16 protein-coding genes and 3 pseudogenes are annotated in these 16,578 nt (G+C 58.7%); 9 read left to right on the top strand and 10 right to left on the bottom strand.

Annotated features, from left to right (window positions below):
• The first annotated feature begins 50 nt into the window (after positions 1-50).
• On the top strand, positions 51-683 hold the full coding sequence (locus tag AB4O36_RS03235) for a glutathione S-transferase family protein (protein ID WP_460141040.1): 633 nt from the start codon (positions 51-53) through the stop codon (positions 681-683).
• 159 nt (positions 684-842) lie between these two features.
• Positions 843-1,418 (top strand): hypothetical protein, encoded by a 576-nt coding sequence (locus AB4O36_RS03230; protein ID WP_460121632.1) that lies wholly within the window; start codon positions 843-845, stop codon positions 1,416-1,418.
• Positions 1,419-1,534: 116 nt separating this feature from the next.
• Here AB4O36_RS03230 and AB4O36_RS03225 read toward each other — a convergent pair.
• The 3 pseudogenes from AB4O36_RS03225 to AB4O36_RS03215 all read right to left on the bottom strand — a co-directional run.
• Positions 1,535-1,951, bottom strand: a pseudogene (locus AB4O36_RS03225) (methyl-accepting chemotaxis protein); the annotation flags it as partial.
• Positions 1,952-2,080: 129 nt separating this feature from the next.
• Positions 2,081-2,854: pseudogene (locus AB4O36_RS03220) on the bottom strand (PAS domain-containing protein); the annotation flags it as partial.
• A 407-nt stretch (positions 2,855-3,261) separates the two neighbouring features.
• Positions 3,262-3,985 (bottom strand): annotated as a pseudogene (locus AB4O36_RS03215) (LysR family transcriptional regulator).
• A 99-nt stretch (positions 3,986-4,084) separates the two neighbouring features.
• Between AB4O36_RS03215 and gstA the strand changes: the two are divergent.
• Together gstA and AB4O36_RS03205 are read left to right on the top strand one after the other, a co-directional pair.
• On the top strand, positions 4,085-4,687 hold the full coding sequence (gene gstA / locus AB4O36_RS03210) for a glutathione transferase GstA (RefSeq protein ID WP_460141039.1): 603 nt from the start codon (positions 4,085-4,087) through the stop codon (positions 4,685-4,687).
• 120 nt (positions 4,688-4,807) lie between these two features.
• Positions 4,808-5,227: a GNAT family N-acetyltransferase gene (locus tag AB4O36_RS03205; RefSeq protein WP_460141038.1), complete on the top strand. Its 420-nt coding sequence runs from the start codon at positions 4,808-4,810 to the stop codon at positions 5,225-5,227.
• Positions 5,228-5,361: 134 nt separating this feature from the next.
• Here the strand turns inward: AB4O36_RS03205 and def are convergent, their stop codons facing one another.
• The 3 genes from def to AB4O36_RS03190 form a co-directional block, all read right to left on the bottom strand.
• Positions 5,362-5,901, bottom strand: coding sequence for a peptide deformylase (gene def, locus AB4O36_RS03200; protein ID WP_460121624.1), 540 nt, complete (start codon positions 5,899-5,901; stop codon positions 5,362-5,364).
• A complete protein-coding gene (locus tag AB4O36_RS03195; RefSeq protein ID WP_460121622.1) occupies positions 5,901-6,854 on the bottom strand; it encodes a YihY/virulence factor BrkB family protein in 954 nt (317 codons plus the stop codon). Before AB4O36_RS03195 ends, def begins: the two co-directional genes overlap by 1 nt.
• 160 nt (positions 6,855-7,014) lie before the next feature.
• Positions 7,015-7,206 (bottom strand): CsbD family protein, encoded by a 192-nt coding sequence (locus AB4O36_RS03190; protein WP_460121621.1) that lies wholly within the window; start codon positions 7,204-7,206, stop codon positions 7,015-7,017.
• A 198-nt stretch (positions 7,207-7,404) separates the two neighbouring features.
• On the opposite strand from AB4O36_RS03190, the gene AB4O36_RS03185 reads away from it, so the two are divergent.
• Complete coding sequence (locus AB4O36_RS03185; RefSeq protein WP_460121619.1) at positions 7,405-7,782, top strand: hypothetical protein; 378 nt, start codon at positions 7,405-7,407, stop codon at positions 7,780-7,782.
• Positions 7,783-7,885: 103 nt separating this feature from the next.
• Here the strand turns inward: AB4O36_RS03185 and fadD1 are convergent, their stop codons facing one another.
• Positions 7,886-9,586 (bottom strand): long-chain-fatty-acid--CoA ligase FadD1, encoded by a 1,701-nt coding sequence (fadD1, locus tag AB4O36_RS03180; RefSeq protein ID WP_460141037.1) that lies wholly within the window; start codon positions 9,584-9,586, stop codon positions 7,886-7,888.
• A 459-nt stretch (positions 9,587-10,045) separates the two neighbouring features.
• Positions 10,046-11,734, bottom strand: a complete 1,689-nt coding sequence (fadD2, locus tag AB4O36_RS03175; RefSeq protein WP_460141036.1) for a long-chain-fatty-acid--CoA ligase FadD2 — start codon at positions 11,732-11,734, stop codon at positions 10,046-10,048.
• Positions 11,735-11,984: 250 nt separating this feature from the next.
• On the opposite strand from fadD2, the gene AB4O36_RS03170 reads away from it, so the two are divergent.
• Both AB4O36_RS03170 and AB4O36_RS03165 read left to right on the top strand, forming a co-directional pair.
• Positions 11,985-12,929 (top strand): alpha/beta hydrolase, encoded by a 945-nt coding sequence (locus AB4O36_RS03170; RefSeq protein ID WP_460141035.1) that lies wholly within the window; start codon positions 11,985-11,987, stop codon positions 12,927-12,929.
• Positions 12,930-12,969: 40 nt separating this feature from the next.
• Complete coding sequence (locus AB4O36_RS03165; protein ID WP_020295762.1) at positions 12,970-13,440, top strand: MaoC family dehydratase; 471 nt, start codon at positions 12,970-12,972, stop codon at positions 13,438-13,440.
• A gap of 158 nt (positions 13,441-13,598) precedes the next feature.
• On the opposite strand, the gene AB4O36_RS03160 is transcribed toward AB4O36_RS03165, so the two are convergent.
• On the bottom strand, positions 13,599-14,066 hold the full coding sequence (locus tag AB4O36_RS03160) for a ferritin-like domain-containing protein (RefSeq protein WP_460121612.1): 468 nt from the start codon (positions 14,064-14,066) through the stop codon (positions 13,599-13,601).
• 202 nt (positions 14,067-14,268) lie between these two features.
• Between AB4O36_RS03160 and AB4O36_RS03155 the strand changes: the two genes are divergently transcribed.
• Both AB4O36_RS03155 and AB4O36_RS03150 read left to right on the top strand, forming a co-directional pair.
• A complete protein-coding gene (locus AB4O36_RS03155; RefSeq protein WP_460141034.1) occupies positions 14,269-14,505 on the top strand; it encodes a DUF3820 family protein in 237 nt (78 codons plus the stop codon).
• A gap of 9 nt (positions 14,506-14,514) precedes the next feature.
• A complete protein-coding gene (locus AB4O36_RS03150; RefSeq protein WP_460121609.1) occupies positions 14,515-15,699 on the top strand; it encodes an aminotransferase class V-fold PLP-dependent enzyme in 1,185 nt (394 codons plus the stop codon).
• A 204-nt stretch (positions 15,700-15,903) separates the two neighbouring features.
• Here the strand turns inward: AB4O36_RS03150 and AB4O36_RS03145 are convergent, their stop codons facing one another.
• The gene (locus AB4O36_RS03145; RefSeq protein ID WP_460121607.1) at positions 15,904-16,569 is read right to left on the bottom strand and encodes a bifunctional 4-hydroxy-2-oxoglutarate aldolase/2-dehydro-3-deoxy-phosphogluconate aldolase; all 666 of its coding nucleotides are present in this window, start codon (positions 16,567-16,569) and stop codon (positions 15,904-15,906) included.
• Positions 16,570-16,578 lie beyond the last annotated feature (9 nt).

Below are 16,578 nucleotides of genomic sequence, written 5' to 3'. Positions count from 1 at the left end.
TCAACTAACCTTGAAGGTAAGCCCCACCGTTCTGTCGAAGGAGTGGCTTTATGGAACATGCACTGAAAATTCTTGGCAAAGCTTCGTCCATCAACGTCAGGAAAGTCCTGTGGACCTGCGACGAGCTGGGCATCAGCTATGAGCGCGTGGACTGGGGCAGCGGATTTGCCTCGACCCACAGCCCGGAATTCGTGCGGCTGAACCCCAACGCACAAGTACCGGTGATTGTCGATGAAGCCGGCGTCTTGTGGGAGTCCAACACCATCTGCCGCTACCTGGCGGGCAAGCACCACAACACCGGGTTGCTGCCCCATGAGCCGGCGGCGCGGGCGCGGGTCGAGCAGTGGATGGATTGGCAGGCCACCGAGCTCAACCGTTCCTGGAGCTACGCCTTTACTGCACTGGTGCGCAAAGATCCGGAATTTCAGGACCCGCAGCGTATTGCCCATGGCGTGCGTGACTGGAACCAAAAGATGGCGATTCTCGAACATCAGTTGGCGACCACCAAAGCCTATGTGGCCGGCGCCCACTTCACGCTGGCCGATATCGTGATCGGGCTGTCGATCAACCGCTGGTTGATGACGCCCATGGAGCGGCCGGATTATCCGGCGACGGAAGCGTATTTCCAGAAGCTGGCGCAACGCCCCGGCTTTCTCAAACACGTGTGCAATGGCCTGCCCTGAGCGGTCGGCCTCTGCCGCCCGACGGCAAAGGCTGACCGCTCAGGGCTGAATGTCAGGTCGACGTTACATGCCAAGCCCTTGTAAACAATGGCCTTTACGTCTTGGGCACACTATTTGCTCTCGGTGCTGTACCGCAACCACCTACAAGGTCTACTCATCATGTTGGTCAGTGCACAACAGAACCTGGTTACACCGCTGTTTCTCAAAAAGCCCGGCGAAGATCCGACGACCGATGCCGCGGCCGGTCTGCAGGGCGGCCTGCAAGGCTTGCTGATGCAGAACGTGCAAAACAACATCCAGTTGCAGAACAAGGAAACAGGCAGCGTCCAGGCTGCGGTTTCCAAGCTGAGCACCGAGCAGGTCAACGCCGCCGCGAAAATCAGCGACAACGTTGATGAAGCATTCGCCAAGACCCGTGTTGAGCTGCAGGCGACCTATGCACCATTGCCGGAAGGCGCCAAAGACCGCATCGGCAACGGTGGCGGGGCCACTCAGGACTTCAAGGACTGGATGGCCAAAACCCCAGAGCAACGCATCCATGATGCGATCCTGGAAGAAATGGGCCTGACTGAAGAAGACATCGCGCAAATGCCGCCGGAAAAGCAAAAGGCAATCGGTGAGGAAATCGCACAGCGCATGCAGGAAAAAGCCGCCATCGCCCAGACCGAGAAGGCGCAGCAAACCGGTGATCCAAGCAAGGCCCCGGTGGTCGAGAAGTTCCTGGCGTCGTTGTAATCAGTCCGGGCACAACACCGCCCCTGTAGGAGCGAGCTTGCTCGCGATGCGGCGTATCAGTCATATCAGTACTGGCTGACACACCGCCATCGCGAGCAAGCTCGCTCCTACAGGGATCAATTCAACTGCAACGTCGAATTGAACTGGCTGATCGCATCCACCACGTGCCGTGACCCCTGCTGAATTTCCAGGATCACCTCCCCCGCCTCGTTGGCCAGCTCGACCCCAAGCCCGGTGCGACTCAAGCTCGATTGCATGCTCGACACCGCACTCACTGACAGGTCGTGGTTCCTGCGCACCACGTCGACAATCTCCAGCGTCGCCTGGCTGGTGCGAGCCGCCAGGCTGCGCACTTCATCGGCCACTACCGCAAACCCTCGCCCATGCTCCCCGGCCCTTGCCGCTTCGATGGCCGCATTGAGCGCCAACAGGTTGGTCTGATCGGCGATGCCGCGAATGGTCTGGACGATGGTGCCGATGATGTCGGACTGCTTGCTGACCGCATCGATGCTCAACGCCGCTTCGTTCAAGTCCCTGGAGATGTCCTGGATGATCTGCACCGTCTGCTGCACCACCTCGGAACCTTTACGCGCGCACACATCGTTTTGCACCGAGGTGCTGTGGGCTGATTCGGCAGCCGTTTGCAGGGTGGTCATCTGGTGGGTGATGTCACTTGCAAACTTCACCACTTTGTACAGCCGGCCCTTGGTGTCGAACAGCGGGTTGTAGGATGCTTCGAGGAAAATCGTGCGGCCGTGTTTGTCCTTGCGCTCGAAGCGGTGCGAGTGATATTCGCCGCGATTGAGCGAGGCCCAGAATGCCTTGTAGCCGGAGGATTCAGCCTCGGCGCGATGACAAAACAGGCTGTGATGCTGGCCGACGATCTCGCCCCGCGAGTAATGCGTGGCGTTGAGGAAATTATCATTGGCCGTGATCACACGGCCCTCGGGCGTGAACTCGATCACCGCCATGGAGCGGCCAATAGCCGCGAGCATGCTTTTGTTTTCGTGTTCCTCATGCACTCGTGCAGAGATGTCGGAGGCCACCTTGATCACACTTTTTACCTGGCGATCAGCACCGGACACAGGCATGTAACTGGCTTCGAGCCAAACCTCCCGGCCACGCTTGTCCAGTCTTGGGAACGTGCCGCTGACCGCTTCGCCACGGGCCAGGTCACGCCACAACTTCGCGTAGTCCTCGCTTCGGTAAAACGCTTCTTCGCAGAAGATCCGGTGGTGTTTGCCACGCACTTCATCAGCGCTGTAACCCATGACCGCACAAAAATTCTCATTGGCGTCGATGACGAAGCCGTCGGGGGTGAATTCGATCATCGCCATCGAGCGGCAGATGGCGGCCAGTTTGGCGTTGGCTTCGCCCAGCGCACAGCTGAAGCGTTCGATTTCCAGCAAGTCAGCCTTGTGATGCAAATTGAACATGGTCGTATCACCCTAAGCGCGGTCTTATGACTGTTGAAAGTTCTTCGGTTTTTTCAACGTATCCACCACAACGTTCCCAGGAACAGGTACACGCACCCCTCCACGGGAGAGGCAGGTCAGGTGATCACTGATGTTGAATCGGAGAGTCCATATGGCAACGCTCTTATCAAGACATCCGTCTCTTGATAGCCCGGGATCGGGCCAACCCTGATGCTGTCGTAAAAAAATCCATTTAACGCAAGACTCCTTTCGCTCGTTATCGGTGCTTTTTCTCGCGAGCACTCTCGAGCTTTCCAACCTGTCCGTTCGACATGGTTAGTTACAAAGCAGCATAGCGAGGGTCCTCAACGGCGCAAGGCCACTAGTCGGCCAGTATCAAGGACAAAATCGATTCAGCAGGATTCGACTCAGCGTTCACCCAGCAGGGCCAACAGCGCCTGCACCGCCGCTGACGGTGGCTTGCCCGGCGCAGCCACCAGTGCGAACTCTCGATCGATACGCGGTTTAAGCGGCATCACCCTCAGCCCCTGAAGCTGACTGGGCAAGGTCATCTCTGGCACCAGGGTCACGCCGATGTTTTCCCGCACGAGGGTAAAAGCGCTGTTCCATTCCCGGACTTCAACGCGCACGTCTTCAAGCTGCAATCCGATGTCGCGGGCAAGGCTGCCGGCGTTGGTAGAGCAGCCGCCTGTGGCCAATACAAAGGGTTGCTGCGCCAACTCAGCGAGCGTAACGCCCTCCTCCACCGAACGACGCGCCAGACTATGGCCTGTCGACACCACCGCCACCCAGGCATCACAGCCGAGGCGGCAGGAACGTCGCCAACACCATGGGGAAACTGGCCAGGCGGATAGTGCCACGCTGTACGCCCTTGGCGGTATCGACGGTGCTGCGGATGCTTTCCAGGGCACCGACCATGCTGCGTGCGTGCTCTATCACCGACAGGCCAATGGCGGTGGGCAGGGTCTGGCGGTTTTCCCGACTGAACAACTGCACACCCAGGGTTTGCTCGATCAGCGCCAGTGCCTGGCTGGCCGCCGACTGGGTCATGCCGACGCGCTCGGCGGCGCGGGTGATGTTGCCGGTGTCAGCCACGGCCACGACCATGCGCCAATGCATCAGGTTCATCATGACAGTAGCTCTCCTTATGGCAGCGCCGTGAAAGATTAATTTTACCCAGGGTCGCGCGCACTATGACACTGGCGCAAATCCCTCACCAGAGACGCACCGATGAAGTTGTATTACGCCCCGCAAGCCTGCTCGCTGGCACCTCATATTGTGTTGCGCGAACTCGACCTGCCCTTCGAACTGATCCGCGTCGACAACCGCAGCAAAACGACCGCCCACGGCGCCGACTTCCTCGTCATCAACCCAAAGGGTTACGTGGCGGCGTTGCAACTGGATAACGCGCAAGTGCTGACCGAAGGCCCCGCTATCCTGCAATACCTCGCCGACCTGCGGCCGGACGCGAACCTGGCGCCGGCGCTCGGTACGTTCGAGCGGGTGCGTTTGCAGGAGTGGTTGAATTTTGTGTCGACGGAGATCCATGGCGGGTTGGGCTGGCTGTTCAACGAGCAATTCGCCCAAGAGGTGAAAGCGCAGATCCAGGAGAAACTGTTCAAGCGTTTTGCCGTGTTGTGCCAGACGCTGGAGCGTCAGGATTTTCTGCTGGCGAGCGGGTTCTGTGTCGCCGATGCATATCTGTTTGCGGTGCTGCGCTGGGCGCCTGGGTTTGCAATCGATCTGGATCGCTGGCCGGCGTTGGCGAGGTTTCAGGCGCGGATTAGCCAGCGCCCGTCGGTCAGCGCAGCGTTGGCCGTGGAGTTGGCTTGAACCTACAGGAGCGAGCTCGCGATGTTCGTGAGAGCGCAAGGTTGAGCAGATTATTTGTGCAGCCCTGTACGGCCCGTGTTCTCTATAATCGCCCGCCTTGCCCAGCGACAGACCCAGGCCATGCCCGACACCCGATACACCCAGCTTTGCGAACCGTCATGGCCCTTGATGAACAAGTTTTATCGCGCGCATCAGTCGTCGATGAAGGCCGTGCGCGATGCACGCCTGTGGGTCGCCCGGCGCGAGGAGATCGTCGGCGCGCTGTGCTTGCGGCCGGTGGCGGGTGGGCATTGGTTGACCGGGCTGTTCGTCGATCCGGCGTGCCGTGGGCAAGGCGTCGCGGCGAGATTAATCAGCGCAGCGGTCGAAGGTCTCGAGCAACCGGTGTGGCTGTTCTGTCACCCGGATTTGCGAGGTTTCTACGAGCGGCGAGGGTTTACCTTCGATCCGCAGATGCCCTACGCCATGGCTGAACGTCTGAGCCGGTATGCGCGCAGCAAGCCGATGATTGCGATGGGGTTGGAGCCTGCTGATCATTAAATCCTGATGGGAACTCTGTGGGAGCGGGCTTGCCCGCGATGGCGTCAGTTCAGTCAACATTGATGTTGAGTTTACCGACGCGATCGCGGGCAAGCCCGCTCCCACAGGGAAGTGCATTGAATTGGCAAATGCAGTCAATCATCCGCATTCGGATCAAGGTCCGGAAACATCACCTCGGTAAAGCCGAACTTGCTGAAGTCAGTGATTCGCGACGGGTAAAGCCGGCCGATCAAGTGATCGCATTCGTGCTGCACCACCCGCGCATGGAAGCCTTCGGCGGTGCGCACAATCGGTTGGCCCTTGGGGTCGAAGCCTTCGTAGCGAATGTGCTGATAACGGTCCACCGCGCCGCGCAGGCCGGGCACTGACAGGCAGCCTTCAAAGCCCTCTTCCATCAGTGGGCTCAGCGGCGTGATCAGCGGGTTGATCAGGATGGTTTGCGGCACGGCCTGGGCATCCGGGTAGCGCTCGCTGTGCTCGAAACCGAAGATCACCAATTGCAGGTCGACGCCGATTTGCGGCGCGGCCAGGCCAACTCCGCCAACGCTTTCCATGGTCTGGAACATGTCGTCGATCAGTTGCCACAGTTCCGGGCTGTCGAACATCTCGACCGGGACCGGCGGGGCGATGCGCAGCAGGCGCTCGTCACCCATTTTCAGAATTTCACGAATCATCACATCGCTTCGTCAGTGTTTGGTTTGATTGAGTGATCCCGACCCAGCCCGGAAACATGTTGTTTGGGAATCTCGTCGGCCTCGCCTGGAACCTTCTCGCCCTTTTCCTTGCCTTCGGCCGACATGTGCTCAATCACTGCATTCATCTCCGCACCGAGCAACAGCACCGCCGAGGAAATGTAGAAATACAGCAGCAGCACGATGATCGCACCGATACTGCCGTACATGGCGTTGTAGTTGGCAAAGGTCTTGACGTAAAAAGCGAACCCCAGGGACGCGATGATCCAAACCATCACCGCCAGCACCGAACCGGGCGTAATGAAGCGGAACTCCTGGCGCACATCCGGCATGACGTAATAGGTCAGTGCGACGGCGATCATCATCAGGATCACAATCACTGGCCAGCGCGCGATGGTCCAGACGGTGACGATGAAGTCTTCCAGGCCGACCTGCGAGGCGATCCACCCCATCACCTGCGGCCCGAGCACCATCAGCGCGGCGGCTACCAGCAACATGCCGGCAATCCCGACGGTGTAGATAATGGACAAGGGAAAGCGCTTCCACAGTGGCCGCCCTTCCACCACATCATAAGCCGCGTTCATTGCGCTCATCATCAGGCGCACGCCGGCTGAAGCGGTGTACAACGCGATGACGATACCGATCGACAGCAGACCACCCTTGGACTGCTGCAACTGGTCGATCACGGGGTTGACCTGTTCCAGGGCTTGAGGCGGCAACACCAACTCCGATTGCAGGCGCAGCCAGGAGAAGAAATCCGGCAGGTGCAGAAAACCGATCAGGGCAATCAGGAACAGGATGAACGGGAACAGCGAAAACAACATTTGATAGGCCAATGCCGAGGCATAGGTCGACATTTCGTCGTCGACGAATTCCTTGATCGTGCGCACCATTACCCGGTGCAGAGGCAAGCCTTTCATGTCGGGGAAAATCATCTGCGTCTCCTTTCGCCGCAAATCGCTTGAAGTGGTGGCGACTCAGGGGCCGTTTCTACATCAAATTAGCCTACTTGGCGATTTTGATCCTGCGCAAAATAAAAGCTGACACAAAAACGGCCATCCGCAGATAGCCGTTTGGTTTTCATCAAAAGGGGATTCACGCCTTGTCGACGCCCTTCTTCACTGCATCCTTGGCTTTACCGACCGCTTGCTGCGCTTCGCCTTTCTTCTCCTGCACCACGCCTTCGGCGCGCATTTTGTCGTTGCCGGTGGCCTTGCCGACGCCTTGCTTGATGTTGCCGGCTGCTTCGTTGGCCATGCCTTTTACTTTATCGCCAGTGCTGCCCATGGTGTGTCTCCTGTCAACCTGTGAACGAGAAAAGGGGTTACACAGGGATTGACCCAAGGTATTTGGGGGGAGTTTCATTTTTTTTACCGGGCGACATTTCATCGCCGGTCGCAGGTTGGGCTTTATGTTTGCCGGCCTACCCCTGAGAATGCGACATGTATTGGCCATGGCGCTGATGATCCAACCCGTAGGAACGTTATGAAACTCGATAAAAAGCAGGCCATTGCCCGCAGAAACCAGGAACTTGGTGGTGCCGTACTGGGCGTCAATAACTGCCACTTCACCGAACTGAACCGCAATCGCAATATCTGGTGGTTCGATATTCCGGTGTCGCGCCTGGCCATTGGTCAGTACGAATGGGTTCACCTGCTGATGCATACCCCGGCCACCGATGAGCTGCTGCACCTGAAAGTGCCGACCGTATTCCTGCGCGAGAAGCTCGAAGGGCTGGTGGTGCGCAACGAAGGCAAGCGCAAGGCGGCGCTGAGCCTGGAGCTGAGTGCGGACAAGGATTCGTACCTGCAGGACATGCGCCCGAACGGCACCAACGTCAACTTCGCAACATTCCGCCAGTAACCCAAATATTGTAGGAGCGAGCTTGCTCGCGATAGCGGTGGAACAGTCATATTGATGGTGACTGACATACCGCTATCGCGAGCAAGCTCGCTCCTACACAGGACTACGCGGTAGCTTTCTTCGCGTTGATCTTTTTCAGCTCTTCATCGCGCAGTTCGCGGCGCAGGATCTTGCCGACGTTGGTGGTCGGCAGCGCATCGCGGAACTCTACGGAGCGCGGGACCTTGTAGCCGGTGACATTCGCACGCATGTGCTCCATCACTTGCTCCTTGGTCAGGGTCACGCCCGGTTTGGCGACGATGAAAATCTTGATCGCCTCGCCCGATTTCTCATCCGGCACACCGATGGCCGCGCATTGCAGCACGCCCGGCAGGGTCGCAAGCACGTCTTCCAATTCATTGGGGTAAACGTTGAAACCGGACACCAGAATCATGTCTTTCTTGCGATCGACGATACGCATGTAGCCATCGGGCTGGATCACCGCGATGTCGCCGGTTTTCAGCCAGCCTTCGCTGTCGAGCATTTCATCGGTGGCTTCCTGGCGTTGCCAGTAGCCTTTCATCACCTGCGGGCCTTTCACACACAGCTCGCCGATTTCGCCCAACGGTCGTTCCACGCCGGCATCGTCGATGACTTTGCACAGGGTCGAAGGCACCGGAATGCCGATGGTGCCGATCTGGATGTTCTGGATCGGGTTCACGGTAGCCACCGGGCTGGTTTCGGTCATGCCATAACCTTCGCAGATGGCGCAGCCAGTGACCGCTTTCCAGCGTTCGGCCGCTGCCAGTTGCAGGGCCATGCCGCCGGACAGGGTGACTTTAAGTGCGGAGAAATCCAGCTTGCGGAAGCTTTCGTTGTTGCACAGAGCCACGAACAGCGTGTTCAAACCAACGAAGCCGCTGAATTTCCAGTTGGACAGTTCCTTGACCATCGCGGAGAGGTCGCGCGGATTGCTGATCAGGACGTTGTGGTTGCCGATCAGCATCATCGCCATGCAATGAAAGGTGAAGGCATAGATGTGGTACAGCGGCAGCGGCGTGATCAGGATCTCGCAACCTTCGTTGAGGTTGGAGCCCATCAGCGCCTTGCATTGCAGCATATTCGCCACGAGGTTGCGGTGCGTCAGCATCGCGCCCTTGGCCACACCCGTGGTGCCGCCGGTGTATTGCAGCACCGCCACGTCGCCGCTGTCCGGGCTGGCTTCAGCCACTGGCTGGCCGTGGCCCTTGCTCAGCACGTCATTGAACTTGATGGCCTTGGGCAAGTGATACGCCGGTACCATCTTCTTCACGTACTTGATGACGCTGTTGATCAGCAGGCGCTTGAGCGGTGGCAACAGGTCGGCCACTTCGGTAACGATAACGTGCTTCACACCGGTCTTGGGCACGACGGCTTCGGCCAGGTGCGCCATGTTGGCCAGGCAGACCAGGGCCTTGGCGCCGGAATCATTGAATTGGTGTTCCATTTCCCGCGCGGTGTACAGCGGATTGGTGTTGACCACGATCAGCCCGGCACGGATGGCACCGAACACCGCGACCGGGTATTGCAGGACGTTGGGCAATTGCACGGCGATTCGATCGCCGGGCTGCAAATCGGTATGCTGTTGCAGGTAAGCGGCAAAGGCACCGGACAGCTCGTACAGTTCACCGTACGTGATTGTCTTGCCCAGGTTGCTGAAAGCCGGTTTGTCGGCGAAGCGTTGGCAGGACTGCTTCAACACTGCCTGAATATTCGGGTACTCGTCCGGATTGATGTCGGCAGCAATCCCGGCAGGGTACTTATCCTTCCAGAAGTCTTCGATCATGGAAGCCCACTCCTCAGCAACGCGAATTCAAATACCGCATTTTGATGCGATTATTATTGGTGTATGGGTGAGCCAGGGCTTTTCTTGAAGGCCGAGAGGTCACAAAGCGGGCCGAGATTATCAGCTTTGCCGAGGGCCGACTAGGGCCAAACGTAGCCCCTATAGTCACTTTTGTGACTCAAGAATAACAAGCGGTCATTTTAGAGCAAAAATTCCATATAGAGATGAAAGCCCTGGAATTCGGGGCTTTGTCCTACAAGAATTTCTGTGTTGGCAGTTTTTCGTTCTGCGGTGTGGCTGAAAATGCATCGCGAGCAAGCTCGCTCCTACAGGGATCACACCCGACCTGTAGGAGCGAGTTTACTCGCGATGGACGTTAACGATGACGCGGGCTGTCTGATGCCCGCGGTGCCAGGGCCACCATCGCGACGATTCGGGCCAAGCGCGGCCATTCATCTGTTAAGCAATATCCCGCAACTCTCGGCGCAGAATCTTGCCTACCGGCGTCATTGGCAGCGAGTCACGCAACACAATGTGCTTGGGCACTTTGTAGGCGGTGAAGTTTTCCTTGCAGTAGGATTTCAGCTCTTCAAGGCTGACCCCGGACTCACGCGCCACCACGAACAGCTTCACCGCCTCTCCGGAGCGCTCGTCCGGCACACCGATGACCGCGCAGTTGGCGACTTTCGGATGGGCCATTACCACGTCTTCAATTTCGTTGGGGTACACGTTGAAGCCCGAAACGATGATCATGTCTTTCTTGCGATCGACGATGCGCACGAAGCCGTCGGGATCGATCACCCCGATGTCGCCGGACTTGAACCAGCCCTCGGCATCCAGTACTTCGGCGGTGGCCTCGGGTTTCTGCCAGTAGCCCTTCATGATCTGCGGGCCCTTGATGCACAGTTCACCGCGCTCGCCCAAAGGTTGCTCGACACCCTCATCGTCGATGATTTTCAGCGTGGTACCCGGCACCGGCAGGCCAACGGTACCGATGCGCGATTTGTCGCCGTAGGGGTTTGTGCACGCCACTGGCGAGGTTTCGGTCAGGCCATAGCCTTCGGTGATGCGGCAACCGGTCAACTGCTCCCAACGTTCGGCGGTGGCCTTGACCAGCGCGGTGCCGCCAGAGTTGGTCAGCTTGAGGCTGGAGAAATCCAGGGTCTTGAAATCCGGATGATCCATCAGCGCGACAAACAGGGTGTTGAGCCCCAACAGGCACGAGAACCGCCAGTTTTTCAGCTCCTTGATGAAGCCGCCGATGTCCCGTGGATTGGTGATCAACACGTTGTGGTTGCCCGTCACCATCATGCACATGCAGTTCGCCGTGAAGGCATAGATATGATAGAGCGGCAGCGGCGCGATCATGATCTCCTGCCCTTCGCGCAACAACGGCTGGCCATCGTCGCCATACTGCCCCAGGCAGCCGCGCGCCTGCTGCATGTTCGCCACCAGGTTGCCGTGGGTGAGCATTGCGCCCTTGGCCAGGCCGGTGGTTCCCCCGGTGTATTGCAGCACGGCGATGTCGTCGAGCCGGGCATTCAGCGGCTTGATAGCCTGGCCGCGCCCCATGCGCAGCGCACTTTTGAAGGAGATGGCCTGGGGCAAGTCGTAGTCGGGGACCATTTTCTTGACCTTGCTCACCAGGGTGTTGACCAGCCAACCCTTGGCGGCGGGCATCATGTCGCCCATCTTCGCCTCGATCAGGTACTGCAGGTCCGTGTCGGGCAGCACTTCCTGGACCTTCTGCCCGAACATGTTCAGGTACACCAGCGCCCGGGCACCGGAGTCCTTGAACTGGTGGCGCATTTCCCGCGCGGTGTACAGCGGGTTGGTGTTGACCACAATCAACCCGGCACGCAGGGCACCGAACACGGCAATCGGGTATTGCAGGACGTTGGGCATTTGCACCGCAATACGATCACCCGGTTCCAGGTCGGTATGGGCTTGCAGGTAACCGGCGAACGCTGCGCTCTGGCGTTCGAGTTCAGCGTAGGTCAGGGTCACGCCCATGTTGCTGAAGGCTGGGCGGTCCGCAAATTTCTTGCACGAACGCTCGAACACTTCGATCACCGACTTGTAGGCGCCTTGATCAATATCCAGGGGCACGCCGGCCGGGCGTTTGTCATTCCAGAAATCAGGTTGCATTGTTCTTGTCCTCTTTACCTGAACTTATCCGGGGCCGCTTTTGAGTCCTTGCTTTCCTTTCCCTCAAAACAGAAAGCAAAAAGCGGGGCTTCACGGACACTAGCAGCTATGGTCAATCAGGCAAATATGGCAACAACCGACATTGATCGTATGAATCTTGGTGCAGTGGTGTGGGCTGATCGGACGACGAGCGAAGGATGCGCTATACAATGCAACCAGTGCCCTACACGCTCATGCAAAAGGAATCGCCATGGTCCACGACACCTTCTGGCTGCCCGCGAGTGACCGCAGCCGCCTGTTCGTCAATCAATGGCTGCCGGCCGCGCCGTTAAAAGCAGTGATTCTGCTGGCCCATGGCATGGCCGAGCACAGCGACCGCTATGCCCGCCTGGCACAGGCCTGCTGCGAACAGGGCTATGGCGTCTATGCGCTGGATCAACGCGGGCACGGCAAAACAGCGGAAAACGGCACACTCGGTCACTTTGCGGACGACGATGGCTGGTGCAAGGTCGTGGGCGATCTGGCCAGCCTCAACCAACACATCGGCCAACAGCATCCCGGCGTGCCGATCGTGTTGCTCGGCCACAGCATGGGCAGCTACATCGCTCAGGCTTATCTGCTGCATCACAGCGCCAGCCTGCACGGCGCGGTGCTCAGTGGTTCGAATTTCCAACCGGTCGCGCTCTATCGCGCCGCGCGCCAGATCGCTCGCCTGGAGCGACTGCGCCAGGGCCCCAAGGGCCGCAGCGCCATGATCGAATGGCTGTCGTTTGGCTCGTTCAACAAAAAATTCAAACCGGTGCGCACGCCGTTCGACTGGCTCAGTCGCGACCCGGCCGAAGTCGACAAGTACGCCAACGACCCGCTGTGCGGGTTTCGCTGCACCAATCAATTGTGGATCGATTTGCTCGGCGGCTTGCAGCAGATCAGCAAAGCGTCCAATCTCGCCCAGATCGATCCGGGCCTGCCGTTGCTGGTGATTGGCGGCGAATGTGATCCGGTGAGTGAAGGCAAGCGTCTGAAAGATCTGGCCGATGCGTTGCGCGCCGCCGGCTGCCAGAACCTGCAATTGACGATTTACCCGCAGGCCCGGCACGAACTGTTCAACGAGACCAACCGTGATGAAGTGACGGCCGACGTGCTGGACTGGATCGCCCAGGTCCTGAGCCATCGCCGACCACCCAGATCCGAATAGTTTTTCGTGTTCTTTATATTTGCTACAGGAATTCAAACCGATGACCCAGGTGACCAACACTCCTTACGAAGCCCTTGAAGTCGGGCAGACCGCCAGCTACAGCAAGACGGTCGAAGAGCGTGACATTCAATTGTTCGCCGCGATGAGCGGTGACCACAACCCGGTGCACCTGGACGCCGAGTTCGCCGCCGCCACCATGTTCAAGGAGCGCATTGCCCACGGCATGTTCAGCGGCGCACTGATCAGCGCGGCCGTGGCCTGCGAACTGCCTGGGCCGGGCACCATCTACATTGGCCAGCAGATGAGCTTTCAAAAGCCAGTGAAGATTGGCGATACGCTGACCGTGCGCCTGGAAATCCTGGAAAAGCTGCCCAAGTTTCGTGTGCGCATTGCCACCCGCGTGTTTAATCAGCGCGATGAGCTGGTGGTGGATGGGGAGGCAGAAATCCTGGCGCCGCGCAAACAACAGACCGTGACCCTGCCGACGTTGCCGGCGATCAGTATCGGCTGAGGCTGTGAGCAAAACTGAAATGGAATGCCCCTGAATGTGGGAGCGGGCTTGCCCGCGAAAGGGTCGTGTCAGACATCGATGATGTGACTGACATACCGCCTTCGCGGGCAAGCCCGCTCCCACAGGGGACTCCCACAGTGGGGATATAAAGCTACCGCTTACGAACGCGCGCGAGCCTGGTTACGCAGGGCTTTTACCTGATCGTGATTGCGTTGCACGCCATGGTATTGACGTTCAACCAAGTCACGAATACCCACCAGGTTGTGCTTGTTGATCTTCTCGATCGCTTCGCGGTAAGCCTTAAGCGCGTGGTCTTCGCCGCGCTCGGCTTCGTTCAGCACAGCTTCTTCGTCCTTGCCAGTGAACATCGCTTTCACGTCGACCCAACGACGGTGAAGGTCGCCGCTGACGCTGGTCGAAGTTTCCGGATCGCCACCCATCGAACGCACGGCAGCCTGCAATTCCGCAGCAGCTGTTGCGCAGTCGACGGAGCGCTGGGTGAACAGCGATTTGAGTTCCGGATGCTTGATGTCTTCAGCGCAGGTCTTGAACCCTTCCTGACCATCCTTGCTGGTTTCGATCAGGTCATTGAGTACAGAGATGGCTTCTTTATTCATGTCGGTCATTTTTCAATTCCTCACGGGTTGATGAAAGATGCAATAGACATTGCAGCGGGCATGCCAGCTTTGGATATTGAATTTATTACTTATATTTCAATGACTTACAATTTACCTAAAAATCTGTATCCGTTTTTTTTGCATGATCTGTCATTTGGCCTGCATGCAGAATGCCTGTATTTTCAAGTGGCCCAATCTTGACGACTGACCGATGAACCCTGAAAAGCTCGAACTGTTGATCACCCGCCAAATGCCCTTCGGAAAATACAAGGGCCGCATCATTGCCGACCTGCCCGGTCCTTACCTCAACTGGTTCGCTCGCGAAGGGTTTCCCCATGGCGAATTGGGCGGCTTGCTGGCACTGATGCAGGAAATCGATCACAACGGTTTGTCGGATCTGCTGGAACCGTTGCGCGCCAAACATGGCAAACCCGCCCCTCGCTACTGAGTCGTCCCCATGCCCGATAACACCCGCCGTGCCCGTGATGAATTGTTCTGGCAGACCTTCGCCGATCGCTACGCCGTTGAACCTGGCCCGATCAATCTGGAAAACGGTTACTTCGGACGCCTGTCGCGGACGGTGGTCGAGGAATATCAGCGCAACATCGAACTGATCAACCGCAGCAATTCGATCTATGTGCGCCAGCGTTTCGAAAAGACCGACGGCGCGCGCATTCGTGGCAAGCTCGCCGAACTGATCGACGTACCCGCGCAAAGCGTGGCGTTCACCCGCAACGCTTCGGACGCCCTGCAATCGCTGATTCGCAACTACAACCGCCTGCAACCGGGCGACCAGGTGCTGATCTGTGATCTGGAGTACGACACGGTAAAAGGTGCGATGCGCTGGTTGGCCCGTCATCGCGGCGTCGAAGTGATCGAAATCGAACACGCCCACCCCGCCAGTTTCGACAGCCTGTTGGCGACCTATCGCGATACTTTCGCCCGATATCCCAGGCTCAAATTGATGGCCCTGACCCACGTTACCCATCGCACCGGCCTGGTGATGCCAGTGCAGGCCATTGCCGCTGCTGCCAGGGAGCATGGTATCGACGTGATCCTCGACGGCGCTCATGCGCTGGGGCAGATGGAATTCAACCTGTCGGCGCTGGGCATTGAGTTCGCCGGCTTCAACCTGCACAAGTGGATCGGTGCACCGCTGACCCTGGGGTTCATCTACATCGCGCCACAACGCCTGGCAGACATCGACCCGGACATGGGCGAGATGCATTTCCCTGTCACCGACATACTGAGCCGCACCCCCTACAGCACGCCCAACATTCCCGCGCTGCTGACCTTGCCGCTGGTGTTCGAAGAACACCAGGCCATGGGTGGCGCCGCCGCGAAGGGACCTCGCCTCAATTACCTGCGCGATCTGTGGGTGCGTGAGGTGCGCGAGGTACCGGGCATTGAAGTGCTGACGCCGGATGATCCGCGCTTGTATTGCGCAATCACGGCGATGCGCTTCACCGCGCAGGCGGATCAGCAGGTGATGGCCGAAAGGCTGCTCAACGAATACAACCTGTTTACCGTGGTGCGCACTGGGGCGGCGTGCGGGCCGTGCATTCGGATCACGCCGGGGTTCACCACGACGGGGGAGCACATGAAGCGGTTGGTGGGGGCGTTGAAAGAACTGGCGGGATGACGCCTATCTTGTAGGAGCGAGCATGCTCGCGATGGTCGTCAACGATGACGATGGGCACCTGACGCCCCGCGGCGCTTGCGGTTTTTTTCGCGAGCATGCTCGCTCCTACAGGAGAGCAGTGCTGGTTTTTCTCAAGGCAAAAAAAAGTGCGCCGACCAAGCGCACCGAAAAGCCGTAGAACACACAACGAGGTGTTGGGGTGAATCAGTCCAGCAGCGCCAAGGCCTCGGCGGTGCATTCCTGAATGCGGGCCCAGTCGCCGTTCTTGATCCACTCCGGATCAAGCATCCAGCTACCGCCCACGCACATGACGTTTTTCAACGCCATGTAGCTCTTGATGTTGGCCGGACCCACGCCACCGGTCGGGCAGAATTTCACTTCGCCGAACGGGCCGCCCAATGCCTTGATGGCGGCCACGCCGCCACTGACTTCTGCCGGGAACAGCTTGAAGCGCCGATAACCCAGGCCATAACCTTCCATGATGCCCGAGGCATTGCTGATGCCTGGCAACAGCGGAATGTCGCTGGCCACGCTGGCTTCCAGCAGGTCACGAGTAATCCCCGGGGTCACGATGAATTGCGAACCGGCCGCTTCGGCGGCAGCCAGCATCTGCCGGTCGAGCACGGTGCCGGCACCGGTGATCAGTTCCGGGCGCTGCTCGCGCAGGATCTGGATCGCCTTGAGGCCGAACTGCGAGCGCAGGGTCACTTCCAGGGCAGTCAGGCCACCGGCGGCCAGGGCATCGGCCAGCGGCAGGACATCCTGCTCGCGGGCAATCGTGATCACCGGCAGGATCCGCGCCTTGGCGGCGAGGCTGTCGATCAGGGCAACTTTATCCGCCATGGAAACGGTCGGGGATGGGTTTGTCATAGCGGCTGT

The organism is Pseudomonas sp. S2_E01 (assembly GCF_054668365.1).
Note: the sequence above shows the minus strand (reverse complement) of the source record. Positions and strands in the feature narration are given on the sequence as shown.